The following is a 16,985-nucleotide window of genomic DNA, read 5'->3' on the forward strand; positions in this document are numbered from 1 at the left end:
TGTTGTTGTGTTTTTCATTCTTCTCGTAACGACCTGGGATGACTTTTGAGGGTGCTGTATTTTTGGATTGGGCACTCGACTCAAAAGTAGGTCTCCCTAAAAGGAGGTGATCCAGCCACACCTTCCGGTACGGCTACCTTGTTACGACTTCACCCCAGTCATCAACCCCGCCTTCGGCACCCTCCCCCCTTGCGGGTTAGAGTAATGACTTCGGGCGTGGCTCACTTCCATGGTGTGACGGGCGGTGTGTACAAGGCCCGGGAACGGATTCACCGCAGTATGCTGACCTGCGATTACTAGCGATTCCTCCTTCATGCAGGCGAGTTGCAGCCTGCAATCTGAACTGTGCCAGGGTTTAAGAGGTTCGCTCTCCCTCGCGGGTTGGCTGCTCTCTGTCCCTCGCATTGTAGTACGTGTGTCGCCCAGGACGTAAGGGCCATGCTGACTTGACGTCATCCTCACCTTCCTCCGGTTTGTCACCGGCAGTCTCGCTAGAGTTCCCAACTTAATGATGGCAACTAACGACGAGGGTTGCGCTCGTTGCGGGACTTAACCCAACATCTCACGACACGAGCTGACGACAGCCATGCAGCACCTGTCTTCTGGTTCCTTACGGCACTCCCACCTTTCAGCAGGATTCCAGAGATGTCAAGTCCTGGTAAGGTTCTTCGCGTTGCATCGAATTAAACCACATACTCCACCGCTTGTGCGGGCCCCCGTCAATTCCTTTGAGTTTCACACTTGCGTGCGTACTCCCCAGGCGGGAAACTTAACGCGTTAGCTTCGGCACGGCCCGGGTCGATACAGGCCACACCTAGTTTCCATCGTTTACCGCTAGGACTACTGGGGTATCTAATCCCATTCGCTCCCCTAGCTTTCGTCCCTCAGTGTCAGTTATAGCCCAGCAGAGCGCCTTCGCCACCGGTGTTCTTCCTGATCTCTACGCATTTCACCGCTACACCAGGAATTCCCTCTGCCCCTACTACACTCTAGTCTTCCAGTTTCCACTGCCTTTACGAAGTTAAGCCTCGCTCTTTAACAGCAGACTTGAATGACTACCTACGGACTCTTTACGCCCAATCATTCCGGATAACGCTTGCATCCCCCGTATTACCGCGGCTGCTGGCACGGAGTTAGCCGATGCTTTTTCCTCAGGTACCGTCATTTTGTTCTTCCCTGAGAAAAGGGGTTGACAATCCAAGAACCTTCCTCCCCCACGCGGTCTTGCTCCGTCAGGCTTTCGCCCATTGCGGAAAATTCCCCACTGCTGCCTCCCGTAGGAGTCTGGGCCGTGTCTCAGTCCCAGTGTGGCTGATCATCCTCTCAGACCAGCTACTGATCGTCGCCTTGGTAAGCCTTTACCTTACCAACTAGCTAATCAGACGCAAGCCCCTCTCTAGGCGATAAATCTTTTACCTTTCGGCTCATCCGGGTTTAGCAGTCGTTTCCAACTGTTGTCCCCGTCCTAGAGGCAGGTTCTTACGTGTTACTCACCCGTCCGCCACTAAATCCCGAAGGATTCCGTTCGACTTGCATGTGTTAAGCAGACCGCCAGCGTTCATCCTGAGCCAGGATCAAACTCTCCATTTTGAAGAATCTGTTGTTTTGGCTCTAAAACTTGTTTCTCAAAGTTTTAGAATTTCTTGCTTTCTCAGAAAGTTTGTGTTAAACTCCCTGATTAAGAATCAATTCTTTAATAACGAGATAAAGAATGTTTTAACTTGGCTTTCAAACTCTTTAGTTGTCCAGGTTCGGTGTGTCTTTTGTTTTTCGACACTTTTATAAATCTATCAGTCTTTCCCAAGGTTGTCAACCCTTTTGGGAAAAAAAGTTTTCGCCTCTTCAAATTCACCTTTTCATCCCCTTTCCAGTCCCTCTGCCTCGGGATATTGATCATTATAATGTTTGATTTTTCTGGCAGTCCCACTGGATAGACTCGAATCTTGAAATTAACCATCGCCGCCCTATCACAAGTCACAGTGATTAATCACAGGGTGGCTTTGCTGTGTTTTGGGTTGTGGCTGATTGATCAAAACAGCCCTGCCCTACCCCCCCTGATGGGTGACTCCCCGCTCCTCAAATTCTCAAAATAGAGGGAATATATATCAGGGAACAAGGAACACCGAGGCAGATTTCTACATCCCTCGTGGGGTTCTCCAAGATGTAATCGGGTTATAAAAACCTGGTCATATCAGGATTTTGTTCAATCAAGGCATCAATTTTGATAGCCATCAGGGGTCATCTCATGAAAAATATTATTGTTTTGTTAGGACTTGTTGCGTCTACAAGTTTTACGGTGTTTTCCGTGGCTTCTGCCCATGCAGTCCCGTCCAAATCTGAGGTGTATCAAACCACCCTTGATCAATGGACTACACTGAGTTACACCGGAAAAAATGAGGATGGAGAAACAGAACAGATCGATACTAAAAAATCTTAATCAATATTTAAGCTGTTTCTAACGCCAATGCACCCCGACACCAATCCGATCGCCACCTTGCTGTTTAGCCTCCTGTAGTGCTTCTTCGGCAACGGCGATCAACGGATAGGGGGGTAATTCCGGTGAAGGAATCGCTGTGGCTACCCCTAAACTCATAGTTAGGTAGAGACTGAGATCAGATTTAGGGTGAGGAATTTCCAGTTGCTGAATTTTAGCTCGGATTAGCTTGGCTACTTCTATTGCCCCAGCCCTAGCTGTATGGGGTAACAAAATTGCAAATTTTTCCCCTCTATAACGTCCCACCAAATCCGCCGGACGTTTAATACAGGCGACTAGGGTTTGGGCGATGGTTTGTAAACAGATATCTCCTTGATCAAATCCATAAAAGTCGTTATAACCTTTAAACTGATCGATGTCTCCAATAATTAAGGATAAATGTATTCTTTCCCGGGCTAAACGTTGCCATTCTCTTAATAAATATTCATCGAAGTAAGGACGATGCGCTAATTGAGTTAGGGGGTCAAGCCGACTCAAATACTTGAGTTGATCCGTTGTTGTTTGTAACTTTTGAGTCATTTTTTGAAGTTGGCTTTCGGCGAGATGACGGGCGGATGTTTCTTGTTCTAGTTGAAGTAAAGACTGGGTTAAAATTTTGTGACTTTGACGATAATACTCGATATTCTGAAGCCTAATAATAATTTCTGGAGGATAAAACGGTTTTCTGATATAGTCGCAATGCCAATCTTGTTCTACAGGAATCCTATAGCCCTGGTTAGAATATGAAATTAAGAAAAAAATAGCAATATTATGTTTATTGTCTTGAAGATATTTATAAAAATGGTTAAGATTAAACTCTTGCTCTTCAATTTCTGAACGATTCCAAAAGATAATATCAGGGCTCTTGACTTGTAAATATTCTAAAGCCAGATTGACATTTAAAGCTGTTGTCACTGGATAGCCTTGCCCACCTAGAATTGTCGATAGAATTTCTGCATTCTGATCATCAGAATCAATGATTAAACAATTAAATTTAGGAGAACTTTCAGGAGAAAAAATCATATAATTCAATCAAATTAAAACAGGATTAATTCAGATTTATTAGAAACTTAATTTTGGGTTTTATTGGATACTTTAATAGGGATTTATTTTTTAATTAATCAATTAATAGTTAACGATTAACTCTTAGACTGATAACTGTTGACAAAAACCCCCTAGGATGAAATACTACAACCTATTGAGGACATTAGACCATGACTGTTAAAATTCTATCAATAAGTAATGGTCATGGGGAAGATGCGATCGCTGTTCAGATTTTGCGCGAACTCCAAAAACAACCTCATCCCCCGGAACTCGCCGCGTTACCCCTGGTGGGACTAGGACAAGCCTATACTCAACTAGACAACGTTCCAATTAGGGGATCAGTAAAATCCCTACCGTCTGGGGGTTTTATTTATATGGATAAACACCAACTCTGGCGGGATCTACAAGGGGGGTTATTTCCCTTAATTATTCAGCAATATCAAACTATTCGCCAGTGGGTAAAACAAGGGGGAATAATTCTCGCCGTCGGAGATATTGTTCCTTTATTTTTAGCTTGGTTAAGTGGGGGAAATTATGCTTTTATCGGAACAGCAAAATCCGACTATTATCTCCGGGATGAACAGGGAAAGTTACCCTTAACCGGAATGTGGAAATGGTATAAATATTCTGATTCAATTTATTTCCCTTGGGAACGTTGGTTAATGAATAATTCTCGCTGTTTAGGCGTATTTCCTAGGGATAATATTACCACAAAAACCTTACAAAAATATTCGATTCCGGCGATTGATTTGGGCAATCCCATGATGGATAATTTGCAACCCAATATTGATAATTATACTCTTGATCAAGTCAATGCAGAAAACCAGCGATCGCTATTTATAACATTATTACCCGGATCTCGTTCTCCCGAAGTTAATCGAAATTGGGATATAATTTTACAAGGGGTGGATGCAATTATTCAAAGCTCGATCCTATCAATAGAAAATCCGACCCCTAGCTATCAAAATTTAGTGTTTTTAGCTGCGATCGCCTCTGGTTTAGACCTGCAACCCTTTTTTCAATCTCTCACGGCTTTAGGATGGCAAGAAACCCCTGATTTAAGATTACCTCATATTAACTTTCCTTGGGGTCAGGGAGAATTAATTTTTTCTCAAGAAAAAGCCAGATTAATCTTGACAAATCAGGCATTTAATGATTGTTTGGCTTTAGGGAATATTGCGATCGCTATGGCCGGAACTGCAACGGAACAATTTGTCGGGTTAGGGAAACCGGCGATCGCAATTCCGGGCGAGGGCCCACAATTTACCCGCACCTTTGCTAATAATCAACAGCGTCTATTAGGGCGGTCATTAATTATAGTAGAAAATCCGATAGAAATTCCTGAAATATTGCGATCGCTGCTTTCCAACTCCGATCAATTAAAATTAATTGCAGAAAACGGAAAACGTCGCCTCGGACAACCGGGTGCTAGTCGTCGCATTGCTGAATATTTATCAGTGCGATTTTCAAAGGGACTATAGGTATTTGAAGATTTAACTTGAAAATAACGAAGTAACAAACCCTGATTTACTTGACTTGAAAATAATGATAAAGATTAGCAACGGTTAAATCGGGTACTTCTTGCCAATTTTTAGAGGCTAATCCATTTAAACCTGTGGCGATCGCTTTATTAAAAATATAAGATTCATGCTCCCGGCGTAATTCAGGTTTAACGATAAATTTTAATTGATCTCGTAAAGCTGAATAGTGGGATTTTTGTTTTAATTCCTCATAGATTTGCATTTCTAAAGGTTTAACCGTTATGTCATTTTGCGGTAATTCCAAATTAACTACTTCTGAGGTTTCAGGTTCTAACATTGATAACTGTTCCCGTTCATCATTAGATAAGGTTTTAAACCAATTAGTATGATCTTGCCAAGATTTTAACGCTGTACAATCATGTATTTTAATTCGGGCTATTTCAGGAAAGAGAAAATCAAGTTCTTCCTGGGAACTACATTGATCAATAATATTCAGTAACCCTTGATGAATTTTATTTTGCAGTTGTTCGAGGTGTTCATTCGATGCTGTTAATTGATTTTGGGCTTGATAAGCAGTAATAATGGCTTGTTCAATCGCCCAAGTGCATTCGAGTCTGCGAAGTTGACCCGCAGCACAAACATTGTTTAATAGCTGGGGATTAGAGTAATCAGCTAAAGCATGGTATAGCATACTTAACACCCCGTTAATTTGATCGTTTCTGGCATTTGGTTCTTCAATAGTCATTGCCACTTTAAACCACTTTAAGGCTTCTGTAAATTTGCCATAAGCTGTAATTAAAATTAACCGATGTTGATTATATTTAATATCTTCTGCAACTTCATCAATTCGTCTAATAATACTATTACCTTGATTATTTAAGGCTGCTTTTAGATCAATAAATCCTCCCGTTACCGTTAATTTAAGTTGTTTGATATCTTCTCTTAACTTTAAAGTCTGATATAAATTTACAGCCGCAAGAACACCCGTTACCGCTACACCAACACCAATAACCGCAGTCGTTGATTGTAGAACTCCCAGACTCGCTTGTAACTGGTTAATTCCTTGATAGGTTTTCTGAAATCCTTGATGAACCTGATACATTTGAACTAAACCCATACCCACTTCCACGGGTGCGGTAATCGGCGCAAGGGGACTATTGTGCATTATTGTACCCATAGCGTGACCTGCAAACTGGCCCGCATTTGCTGTTCCTTTCGCCCATCTGACCATGCTTAAAGGTACTCCTGATTTGGAATAGACTAACTCATAAACACCCTTGGCTAAACCTTCTTGAATCGCGGGGGAAAATATAAATCGCATTGCCGCGGGGGAAAATACAAATCGAATTGCAGGATTGAATAAAAACATAATTTTTGACCTAACTCTTTAATTATTGTAAACTCATAATCCTCTAAAAATTAACAGACATTGCTAAAATTTTGATCAATTAATTTTTTGTTTTGCTTATTTCAGTATTTTTACGGAGAATAAAATCATTTTGATTTTAATTAATTGTATTGAAGCGTATAAACACGGATAAATAGTTTATAAATTGTTACTGACTTATTTATTGTTCCTCTAATCCTGTAAAGTAGAACTATATCCTAAATTGAGGTTTGCGGCAATGAATGAATTTTTAAATATCTTCCAGTCTATTACTTATTCAACGGTTTCTGTACTGAACAATCAAAGTGAATCTTGCGAGTTGAAACAATCCGCTACGGAGTTAAATCAGTCGATTCAATCCTGTAATCAAGAGTTAAGACAGTCCGCAGCCAGATTAAAAGAGTTAATGGAAGTTAGTTATAAAGATTTAGATCATGCTGAAGATGTCTGGAATAGTAAAGCTAGAATTATGTCTGTCCCCAAGTCTGAACTCTGGGAACAAATAGGAGAATTAACGGCTATTGATTTTAGAATTCGTGAGTTACAGAATAAATGTCAAACAGAAGTGATTCAAGAAATTAAAAATTCATGGTTAAATCAATGTGAACAGCTTAAGGAAACGTGGTTTAAAGATAGTAAAAATGGAACATTTAAAAAAGAAGTTGGTTTTTCAGATAAAGATGGATTAATTCAAGGATTAGATAAAAGAATAAAAATCACAAATACTCAGATGATGGGCATAATCAATAAAAATTTATTATTTTTAAATGATAATTTATCAAGTTTGGATATGAATTATCTTCAATCAACAGTTAATTTACTAAATTTCCAAGAACGAGTTAATATTTCAGTGAAACCAACTTCATACTCTTATCAAAAAAAATATTTAATTAATGTAAAAGGAAATTGTAGTAATCTTTTATCAGAGTGGGTAAAACCAACTCTTGGTGCGTTTTTAAATGAAGGCTTTATGGTGATTAATAGAGAAAAATTTAACATTTTTGTTAATAAAGTCAAAGAAATTATAGAAGAAAATATTGCTTCAAGATTTAATGAATGCTTTGATTTTGCTTTATCAAGTACAACAGAAATGATTAATTTTTATAATGATTTTTTAGAGAAACAAAACCGATATGAACAAGAAACCAGCGAACAACAGGAAGCCGAAAAAGATTGGATTGATCAACAACGTAAAAAATTAGATCAAGTTCAGAAACAAATTGATGTGATTTTGAGTGTCGGGTAGGGTGAGCTAGGCCCACCCTAATCCTATATTACCCTACAAATTAATGTCCAATCCCGACATATTGGAAACCTGCGGCTTCTAATTGTTTTCGGTCTAAGAAATTGCGACCATCAATCATAAATGCCGAGTGCATTTTTTTCGCCATTTTTGCATAGTCGAGGTTTTGGAATTGCGCCCAGTCGGTAATTAAAACCAACGCATCACAACCATCAGCCAACAATTCAGGATCGGTTTCAACGATAACCCCCGTTAACCCGTCACGCATTCCACTTTGGGAAATAATCGGATCATAGGCTTTAACTTTTGCGCCCAAACGGTTTAATTCTTGGATAATATCTAAAGCTGGAGCATCGCGTAAATCGTCCGTATCAGCTTTAAAAGTTAACCCCAATAATCCAACAGTTTTGCCCTTGAGAATTTTCAGAACTTGCTGTAATTTGTCAATAGCAATAGTGCGCTGACGATTATTAACTTCCACCGCCGCTTTTAATAATTTGGCATCATAATTATAGTCATCGGCGGTATGAATTAAAGCCGAAACATCTTTCGGGAAACAGGAACCTCCCCAACCAATTCCAGCTTGTAAAAACTTATTGCCAATCCGAGAATCTAAGCCAATTCCTTGAGCAACTTGTGTAACATCCGCACCGACGCGATCGCAAATATTAGCAATTTCGTTAATAAAGCTAATTTTAGTAGCTAAGAACGAATTAGCCGCATATTTAATCATCTCCGCCGAACTCAGATCCGTTAATACAATTGGAACCGGAGGTAAAGAGGGGTTATCAGAATATTTTCTCGACACCAAAGGTGCATACAATTCCTGCATCACAGAAAGTGCTTTTTTGTTGTTGCTTCCTAACACAATCCGATCAGGATTAAAGGTGTCATAAACCGCCGAACCTTCGCGTAAAAATTCCGGGTTACTGACCACATCAAATTCCGCTTCAATCGGTGTTCCTGCTAACCCTTTTTCTTTTTGTCGCTCGGAAACACCATCCAAAACAATCATCCGCACCCAGTCCCCCGAACCAATGGGTACAGTAGATTTATTCACAACTACTTTATAACCTTTAGTCAGGTTAGAACCAATCCCTCGGGCAACGGCTTCGACATAACGGGTATCGCTTTCCCCGGTGGGTAACGGCGGGGTTCCCACGGCAATAAATAACACCTCACCATGTTCCACACCCGCAGCTAAATCAGAAGAAAAATCCAGACGCCCGGACTCCATACAAGACTTCATTAATTCCGGTAATCCCGGTTCATAAATCGGAGATTGTCCCGATTTCATTAATTTAACTTTTTCTTCATTATTATCAACACAAATGACATCATGTCCGATTTGTGCTAAACAAACCCCCGTGACTAAACCCACATATCCCGTCCCAATTACACAAACACGCATAAATATATCCTCAATTTTTTGACCCAAACATTAACAATCTTGTTAACGCTGAACGATTGACCGTTAACCTAGATTTGATTCTTTTCAACTGCCGTAGATGCGTTCCCGAAAATCTTTCACTGTCAATTCTAATCCTTGATCGAGTGGGATTGTCGGTTCCCAATTCAGATAGGTTTTAGCACGAGTAATATCAGGTTGTCGCTGTTTAGGATCATCCTCCGGTAGAGGTTTAAATTGAATTTCCACATCCGGGTTAACCAGATTCTGAATTTTTTGGGCTAATTCCAAAATGGTATACTCTCCCGGATTCCCGATATTAATAGGGCCAGTCTGATCACTATTCATCAAACGGATGAATCCCTCCACCAAGTCTGACACATAACAGAAACTCCTGGTTTGGGAACCATCGCCATAAATGGTTAAAGGAATCCCTCGCAGGGCTTGTACAATCAAGTTACTAACCACACGGCCATCATTTTCCAACATTCTAGGGCCATAGGTATTAAAAATCCGTACCACCCGAATTTCTACCCCGTTTTGACGATGGTAGTCAAAGGCTAAGGTTTCCGCCACCCGCTTTCCTTCGTCGTAACAGGATCGAATTCCAATACAGTTAACGTTTCCTCGATAGTCTTCTGTTTGGGGGTGGACATCGGGATCGCCGTAGACTTCAGAGGTGGAGGCGAGGAAAAACCGGGCTTTGATCCGTTTGGCTAACCCCAACATATTCATGGTTCCTAATACATTGGTTTTGATGGTTTTAACCGGGTTGTATTGGTAGTGAACCGGAGAGGCGGGACAAGCTAAATGATAGATTTGATCGGCTTCTAACCGAATCGGTTCAGTAATATCATGACGGATTAATTCAAAATAGGGATTACCGATCCATTTCAGGATATTTTGTTTTCTCCCGGTAAAAAAGTTATCCAAACAAATCACTTCATGGCCTTGTTCCATTAAGCGATCAATCAGGTGTGAACCCAGAAAACCCGCACCACCCGTAACTAAAATTCTCATGCTTACACTCGCTTGCGAAATTGTAGAGAGTTTAACTTGGATGGACAACAATCAATTGTAGATAAGCTGAATTTACTATCGGTTGATTAAAGTTAAGACTTGGCTTTGGACACACCCCAGCTATACCCTACAACATTGATATGTTGCCGTCCGTTCCAACATCTATCCTACTCGATTTTATATTTTTAGCGACTATTTAACTCGGAATTTGCCAAGATTAGACAATATCGTGCTGTCAGTATGGGTTCTTCATAGATTCAATTGGGCTCTAATAGTTTCAATTCGTTTGCGATTAACGCCTAAATCCGATTCCCCTAAACGAGATGCAGAACGCACTTGAATTAGACTATTTTCTTGATCCAAATAAAATTCTACATCATCAACAAATCCCATTAAATCTGAGGTAAATTCAGCATAAATATAATTAGGTTCATCCGTAATGATTTTAGCATTTTCAGTATTTTTAAGCAGTTTTTCAAGCTGTTCAAAAGCTATTTCGGGAGAATCTTGATAGGTGAAAGGTTCAATTTGATGTTGGGCATCTAGGCTTTGACTGGAAACACAATTGGGAGAAGTTGGGCAGGTGGCAAATTCTCCCTGGTTAATCCCAAGGTTGGTGGGTCGATTTCCTGAAAATGAAAATACACTAGCTATGATTGGAGATACGGAAGTATTAACAGCAAAAGCTGAAGGCACTAACCCGAATAAACTGCTAACAAATATAATCGCCGTTAACAGCATAGAAAAACCGGAAATTTGACCGATAGACAAGACTGATTTTTTCATGGGAAATATTAAGAACTTAATCTATTTTAAACTTAATTTAACCGATTAAATCCTTTCGATGGATTCAAACATCGGACAGTAACCATCGGAAGTTACTTTGAAGCCATAAAGGGCTGAGGATTGATTCCAACAGCGTTGTCCGCGATAATATTGGCAGTTTCCACAACAATCAAGATCCCGGGGAATGGGGCGATCGCTACCTTGACTCAGGAACTCCCGTTGGGAAATCCCCCGCAACACTAATTCTTCCCCTTGCCATCGGGCTTCTAGTAATCCCGTATCGGCAAAACCTAACCAGCGCGGATCGGCGCTTAATCCTGGGGGCAGGGTAATATGAATTTGAGTTTCAAACTCGGCAATCTCCCCTTCATACTCAATTTCAGCCAGGGGCGGCTGGATGAAGGTTTCCCCGATGGGTAACTCGACGAGGGTTCCGGGGTTGGGGGTATGGAGTTGATAGCGGTTTCTGAGTTCTTCTAAATTGGTCAGATCCCCTAAATAGGTGGGAGATCCGTGAACAAAAATAATATGTTGGGGTCGCAGGTTATGAATCAGTTGGGTTGTCCCAGGGCCGTCACAATGTTCTGAGATGAAATAGGTTTCAACCTTGGGGATACGGGGACTAAAACCCATTTCTTCCGATTCGGGAGTCAGAATAATATCAAGGTTTTGACCGGGTTTTTGGCGCAAAAATAACATCCAGGGCAGGATGGAATTAGCCCAATAGGAATTCCAATCGGCAGATTCATCGGTGAGAACAATACAAGGAGTTTGACCGAGTTGAGATCGGTGTTCTGGAGTGAGTCGTCGGACTCTGGGGCGAATGCGGTCATCCCAAAATAGGGGCTGATGTTGGGCAAAATTCTGAACACTGGCGGGGAAATGGGGCAGGAGTTGCAGGTAAATATCGCATCCGGTGGCTATACTGGCATCGACCCAAATATCAAGATCTCGCCCGGTAAAATAATGGTGACTGCGAAGCAACATTAACAGTTCTTGTCCTAGCCCTAAAGTCGGTGTCGGTAGGAGTAGGCAATATTGGGCTTCTATCGCCCGATATAAGCGTTCTGCGAGTTGGTTTTCCAGTTGACGACGATGGGGATGGCGTCCGGTTCCATAACTGCCTTCTAGGATTAAAACGTCGGGTTTGAGTCCGCGCAACTCCCCCAGGGGTAAGCCTTCGACCAGGCGAGAATTGGAGAGAAAAAAATCTCCAGTGTAAATCAGTTTATAGTTGCGTTCGGGTGTTACATAATTGATTAAAATTACCGCCGCCCCGGGTAAATGACCCGCCGGAAATAAGGTGACGGTGAGTCCGGGTTTGAGGAGGATGGGAGAATCCCAAGGTAAGGGTTGACACAGGGGAATATGGGGATCGGGTTCCCAGTCTGGCCAGTTGAGGGGTAATAGTTGGGTTGTGACTTGACTCCCATAGATGGGAATTTCTGGAAATGCCTGATGGAAGGCGAGTAAACCTTGAGCATGATCCGCATGGGCATGGGAACACAGAACCAAGTCGGCCAAAGGTTGATCTGAAGATGCTAATAGGGGTGAAATGTCCTGAATACCACAATCGAGTAGAATGCGATGAGATCCCATCCGCATTAACAGACAGACACCTTCCCCTCCATGGCCGACGCTATAGGCTAAACATTCCGGGTCAATCACAGGAGTTTATCAACAGGATAATTTATTTTAGATTTTAGAATTATTAGGGATTTTTACTAAAAAATGTTAAAAACTGTTGCAAAGATAATTTCAGAGGAGTGATATTCACGATGTCAATTGCACAATTCCAGGAATTTTTCGATCATTGTGTGGGTGAATGGGTTACAGAACGTACCTACCATTATCTGAGTTATCGGGAAGTTGAGCGATCGCATACGGAATTTGTGATTCATCCTTTGGACAATCGGGCTAAGGCTAAAGTCTTAGAAGATAATCACCGTTTATCAAAAAACTTAGAGTTAGAAGTTCTACCCGGATATCGACTAGCATTTCAAACGGTTTCGGAAAAAGGAGATAGGGTTTCCCAAGAATTAAATATTCTTTTTGTCCCTCAAAAACTAGATTTCCCGATTATTGAAGGAGATTATCTCCGTGATAAAGCCTATGAAGAAGCAAAACCGATGGTGTCACATTTTAGCTACCATACGGAAACTAGGGAATTGTTAATGACCACCACCTACACCAGTATTGTTTCGGTAGATTCGATTACTTTAATTAATCCAAAGTTAAGAATTCGTCGGATTATTAATTATCAACGACCGATAGATAATAACCCCTTGGAAACCGTATTATTAGTCGGTTTTGGAGTTGAACAAAAACAATAATTTTTAGTTAAAAGGGAACAGGGAACAGGGAACAGGGAATGGGTAATTCGTAATTCGTAATTCGTAATTCGTAATTCGTAATTCGTAATTCGTAATTCGTAATTTAATCTATTTTAAATTCTGTTCCCCGATAACAACCTTGAAAGGTGGTAATTTCAAGTCCGGTTTTTTGTTGAAGTTGATCAACCAGGCTGGAAGAAACACCATTCCATTGATGGGGAAAATTTCCTAAACTTTGACGGGTTCCTTCTTGACTATACTCCTCAATCGGAATCCCCGAAACCCCCATAATATTTTGGTCATAATATCCATTTAAAATTATTTTTTCAATGACAACCCCGGGCTTAATATCCAGTTTCCAGGTGACGGGTTCATAGGATGATAAAGCTAATATTATGGGTTGATTCTGACGGTTAATGTTAACGGAAATTGTACCCTGAGAACGTTGATTTCCGCTATGATTAGGATCGGCTTCATAGACTCCAATTAAATGCAGTTCTTTGGGTTGGGAGGTTTTAATCACATAATGGTTAAAATCATCAGATCCTCCGACTCCACAGGTTTGATTTGCTGCTATAATAGGTTGAGTGGCTTGGGAAGCAGGAGATCGGGTTAATTGCTGTTCTACTTTAGGAATTAGGGAAGATACAGTTTTTAAACCGAAGACCGTGACTAAACCTACACCAATAGTTAGAGGAATCCATTTTAATAAATTTGAGAGTAATGTAGAATTAGTAATTTGATGGAATTGATATTTGATATTAGAAAATGACTGATTCTGAGTCTCTAAACAAGCAAGTAAATTTAAACTATCGGGTTGTTCTAATAAATTTTGAATAAGTTTCCCCTCTCCGATATAAAGGTTACGGGTTTTTCGATCTAAAAGTAATCCATATTGCTGCTCATTGTCGGGAAAATACTGTTGTAAACTAGAACTAATATTGGGATGTTGTAATAAAATTTGCCAAGATAAAGCCGAAGTTGTTCCTAAGTTTTGACCATCGGTAAAGAATGCTTGTTCAATATCCGATTCCCAATACCAAGCTACCCATCTATTGTTGGAATGATAGCCCAGGGATTTTTCTAGTTGGGGATGAACACTAATATTAAGGGGGTATATCTGTTGAGACATGGTTAAATTTAAGTTAGGTAATGGGTAATGGGTAATGGGGAAGAAAACACTTAACTGTCAGGTTTGTTGGATCAGTTTTTGTTAAACACTGTAAGTTGCGCCACTGCTATAAAATTTGAAAATCGTTGCTGTTTAAGCTATTTGCAGAAACATTAATTAATGTAGCCAATATTTCGTTAGTATTGGTGATAAAAATTAGGGTATTATTAAGTTCGGAAACGAAGGTTAATTGGGCAAAATCTAATCCTCCAGTTAACCCAATAATATCCTCACCTTGGGTAAAGTCATTGATAGTATCGCTTCCTGAATTATTAGTCAGGATAAAGCGATCGCGTCCAGACCCTCCAATTAAGGTATCATTATCCTTATCTCCATATAACCAGTCATCCCCATCATTTCCTCGCAGAATATCTGTTCCTTGACCTCCAAATAAGGTATCGGTTCCCACGTCCCCCGTGAGGTCATCACTATCTAAATTTCCAAATAATAAATCATCTCCAATGCGACCATCTAAAACATCATTATTTTGCCCTCCATACAGCGTATCATTGCCTTCATTTCCGACCACTGCATCATTACCCAGATTTCCATTTAACCAATCATTCCCTAAATTTCCCGATAAAAAATCATTTCCTGAAAGTCCTAATATTAAGTCATTTTCTACCCCTCCTAATATGGTATCATTGTTATCGGTTCCCAATAAAAATACAAAGGTATTATTATCGAGAGTAACAGTTGTGTCTGTCATAATATTTTTTAAGTTAAAATTGATTAATCATTAACCGTTGTTTTCCGGTATGGGTCTATTATACTCATACCAATGGTTAGCAATATCAACCCGACGACAGATCCAAACCTGATCATGATTTTGAATATAATCTAAAAATCGAGCCAGTGCCGCCGCCCGTCCAGGTCTACCCACTAAACGACAATGTAACCCAATACTCATCATTTTTGGTGCGGTTTCTCCTTCTGCATATAAGAAATCAAAGGCATCTTTTAAATAGGTAAAAAACTGTTCTCCACAGTTAAACCCTTGATTAGTTGCAAACCGCATATCATTATTATCGAGAGTATAGGGAATGACTAAATGGGGTTTTCCATAATCATAAATCCAATAGGGTAAATCATCGGCATAACTATCAGCATCATACAAAAATCCTCCAGCTTCTACGACTAATTTGCGGGTGTGGGGACTGGTGCGTCCGGTATACCAACCGAGGGGAGGATTTCCGGTAACTTTTGTATGAATGGCGATCGCTTTTTGTAAATGTTCCCGCTCCATTTCTTCATTAAAATATTTATAATCAATCCACCGATAACCATGACTAGCGATTTCCCAGTCCGCCTCTAACATGGCTGCAACGGCTTCTGGATTGCGTTCTAAGGCCATGGCAACCCCATAAACAGTCACGGGAATATGACGTTGGGTAAACAGCCGATAGAGCCGCCAAAATCCGGCTCTGCTGCCATATTCATAAATTGATTCCATGTTTAAATGGCGCAGTCCGTGAAAGGGTTCAGCCCCAATAATTTCTGATAAAAAAGCTTCGGAGGTTTGATCACCGTGGAGAATACAATTCTCGCCACCTTCTTCATAATTAATCACAAATTGTACCGCAATTCGGGCTTGATTCGGCCATTTCGGATCGGGGGTATAACGACCATAACCCACCATATTTCTGGGATAATGCTTTGCACTGAGCTTGTCGAAGTGTTCAGACATCCGATCAATTTCCTCCAAGCCATTCGGTTTAATTAAACTTCGGGTTCAATACCTGCTGCTCGTAATTGTGCAGCTAATCTTTCCGCCCGTTGATGTTCAATTTCTGCTAATTCAAATCCCCATAATAATAGGTTTTCGCTTTCATCCCACCACCGCAACCAATATCCGGTTCTGTTTTCTCGGGTTCCTTGCCAAACTCCTAAATATAAGTTCATTTCGAGGATAAAATAACGGCTATTAGCATTAGCGGTTTGTAACTGATATTCTCCCTTTTCATTTAAACCGTAGACTTCTAAAATGCCCTGCTGCGGTTCAAAAATTACATAATACTTGACTTGCAAAATTGTTTGATAGAAAAACCATTTCCCCGGCGGATAGGTTGATTTGATTGAATATTCTCCGCCTTCGGTATCAGACAGAAATTCTACAACTAAAAGCGGAATATCTCCTTGTAATTGCGGGGTATAACTGCGTTGAATATCGGTTCTAGGAACTCGAATTTCTGGAATAAATGCCCAGTCTGGGGCTTTAATTACTATTTTGTCATTAACCGTTGCACAAATTCCATAATTTGTTGGAGTTAAACTATTAGAGGGAAGTTTTCCCGCATTTTGCAAACTATCTGTTAAGGCGGAAGCTAATGCAGGTTGATTAATATTATCCACAGGATCATCCGGTAAAATAAAATCATCGGGAAGGGGTTCCCAAGTTATTTTTAAACTGGCGATTGAGGTTGCCATTGTTCTTGAAAAATAAGCTATATCCTAATATTTTAATTAATATTTTAATAATTGTCAAATTTTTAAGGGGATTTTCTGACCTGATAATAAACTGGGTTTATGAGTTCCTGTACGCAATTCAAACAAACCTAATAATCGGAAGGTTTGTTGTTGAGCTTTAGCTCTCTCTGGAGGGGCTAAAGCCCAACAACAATAACAACTAATGTTTAAAG

General features: G+C 40.5%; 14 protein-coding genes and 1 rRNA gene. 4 read left to right on the forward strand and 11 right to left on the reverse strand.

Translation table 11 applies throughout. The annotated features are described in order from the left end of the window. Positions 1-99: 99 nt before the first annotated feature. Positions 100-1,590, reverse strand: a 16S ribosomal RNA gene (locus PL9631_RS23405). Between the two features lie 655 nt (positions 1,591-2,245). Between PL9631_RS23405 and PL9631_RS23410 the strand changes: the two genes are divergently transcribed. Then, positions 2,246-2,437 carry a hypothetical protein gene (locus tag PL9631_RS23410; protein WP_083624112.1) on the forward strand — a complete coding sequence of 64 codons (192 nt, stop codon included), beginning with the start codon at positions 2,246-2,248 and terminating at the stop codon, positions 2,435-2,437. Positions 2,438-2,455: 18 nt separating this feature from the next. On the opposite strand, the gene PL9631_RS23415 is transcribed toward PL9631_RS23410, so the two are convergent. Then, positions 2,456-3,496: a diguanylate cyclase domain-containing protein gene (locus PL9631_RS23415; RefSeq protein WP_083624113.1), complete on the reverse strand. Its 1,041-nt coding sequence runs from the start codon at positions 3,494-3,496 to the stop codon at positions 2,456-2,458. Positions 3,497-3,687: 191 nt separating this feature from the next. Between PL9631_RS23415 and PL9631_RS23420 the strand changes: the two genes are divergently transcribed. After that, complete coding sequence (locus tag PL9631_RS23420) at positions 3,688-4,998, forward strand: lipid-A-disaccharide synthase-related protein (protein WP_083624115.1); 1,311 nt, start codon at positions 3,688-3,690, stop codon at positions 4,996-4,998. Between the two features lie 46 nt (positions 4,999-5,044). Here PL9631_RS23420 and PL9631_RS23425 read toward each other — a convergent pair whose 3' ends face one another. Further along, a complete protein-coding gene (locus PL9631_RS23425) occupies positions 5,045-6,367 on the reverse strand; it encodes a hypothetical protein (protein ID WP_231516829.1) in 1,323 nt (440 codons plus the stop codon). 256 nt (positions 6,368-6,623) lie between these two features. Here PL9631_RS23425 and PL9631_RS23430 point away from each other — a divergent pair, with 256 nt between their 5' ends. After that, positions 6,624-7,631, forward strand: coding sequence for a hypothetical protein (locus PL9631_RS23430; protein WP_083624117.1), 1,008 nt, complete (start codon positions 6,624-6,626; stop codon positions 7,629-7,631). 40 nt (positions 7,632-7,671) lie between these two features. Here PL9631_RS23430 and PL9631_RS23435 read toward each other — a convergent pair whose 3' ends face one another. The 4 genes from PL9631_RS23435 to PL9631_RS23450 all read right to left on the reverse strand — a co-directional run bounded on the left by PL9631_RS23435 (position 7,672) and on the right by PL9631_RS23450 (position 12,510). Continuing rightward, positions 7,672-9,039 (reverse strand): UDP-glucose dehydrogenase family protein, encoded by a 1,368-nt coding sequence (locus PL9631_RS23435; protein ID WP_083624118.1) that lies wholly within the window; start codon positions 9,037-9,039, stop codon positions 7,672-7,674. An 84-nt stretch (positions 9,040-9,123) separates the two neighbouring features. Beyond that, positions 9,124-10,056 carry a UDP-glucuronic acid decarboxylase family protein gene (locus PL9631_RS23440; protein ID WP_083624120.1) on the reverse strand — a complete coding sequence of 311 codons (933 nt, stop codon included), beginning with the start codon at positions 10,054-10,056 and terminating at the stop codon, positions 9,124-9,126. A 249-nt stretch (positions 10,057-10,305) separates the two neighbouring features. Further along, positions 10,306-10,842 carry a DUF1499 domain-containing protein gene (locus tag PL9631_RS23445; protein ID WP_231516830.1) on the reverse strand — a complete coding sequence of 179 codons (537 nt, stop codon included), beginning with the start codon at positions 10,840-10,842 and terminating at the stop codon, positions 10,306-10,308. 45 nt (positions 10,843-10,887) lie between these two features. Beyond that, positions 10,888-12,510, reverse strand: a complete 1,623-nt coding sequence (locus tag PL9631_RS23450; protein ID WP_269321714.1) for an MBL fold metallo-hydrolase — start codon at positions 12,508-12,510, stop codon at positions 10,888-10,890. Between the two features lie 110 nt (positions 12,511-12,620). Here PL9631_RS23450 and PL9631_RS23455 point away from each other — a divergent pair, with 110 nt between their 5' ends. Then, positions 12,621-13,175 carry a phycobiliprotein lyase gene (locus PL9631_RS23455; protein ID WP_083624122.1) on the forward strand — a complete coding sequence of 185 codons (555 nt, stop codon included), beginning with the start codon at positions 12,621-12,623 and terminating at the stop codon, positions 13,173-13,175. 103 nt (positions 13,176-13,278) lie between these two features. Here PL9631_RS23455 and PL9631_RS23460 read toward each other — a convergent pair whose 3' ends face one another. The 4 genes from PL9631_RS23460 to PL9631_RS23475 all read right to left on the reverse strand — a co-directional run bounded on the left by PL9631_RS23460 (position 13,279) and on the right by PL9631_RS23475 (position 16,773). Beyond that, entirely contained in the window at positions 13,279-14,307 is a 1,029-nt protein-coding gene (locus PL9631_RS23460) for a hypothetical protein (RefSeq protein WP_083624125.1), read from the reverse strand. Positions 14,308-14,413: 106 nt separating this feature from the next. After that, a complete protein-coding gene (locus PL9631_RS23465) occupies positions 14,414-15,055 on the reverse strand; it encodes a calcium-binding protein (protein ID WP_083624127.1) in 642 nt (213 codons plus the stop codon). Positions 15,056-15,085: 30 nt separating this feature from the next. Then, positions 15,086-16,033 (reverse strand): allantoinase PuuE, encoded by a 948-nt coding sequence (gene puuE, locus PL9631_RS23470; RefSeq protein WP_231516831.1) that lies wholly within the window; start codon positions 16,031-16,033, stop codon positions 15,086-15,088. 32 nt (positions 16,034-16,065) lie between these two features. Continuing rightward, positions 16,066-16,773 carry a Uma2 family endonuclease gene (locus PL9631_RS23475; protein WP_083624131.1) on the reverse strand — a complete coding sequence of 236 codons (708 nt, stop codon included), beginning with the start codon at positions 16,771-16,773 and terminating at the stop codon, positions 16,066-16,068. Positions 16,774-16,985 lie beyond the last annotated feature (212 nt).

This window comes from Planktothrix paucivesiculata PCC 9631 (assembly GCF_900009265.2).
Taxonomy (GTDB): domain Bacteria; phylum Cyanobacteriota; class Cyanobacteriia; order Cyanobacteriales; family Microcoleaceae; genus Planktothrix; species Planktothrix paucivesiculata.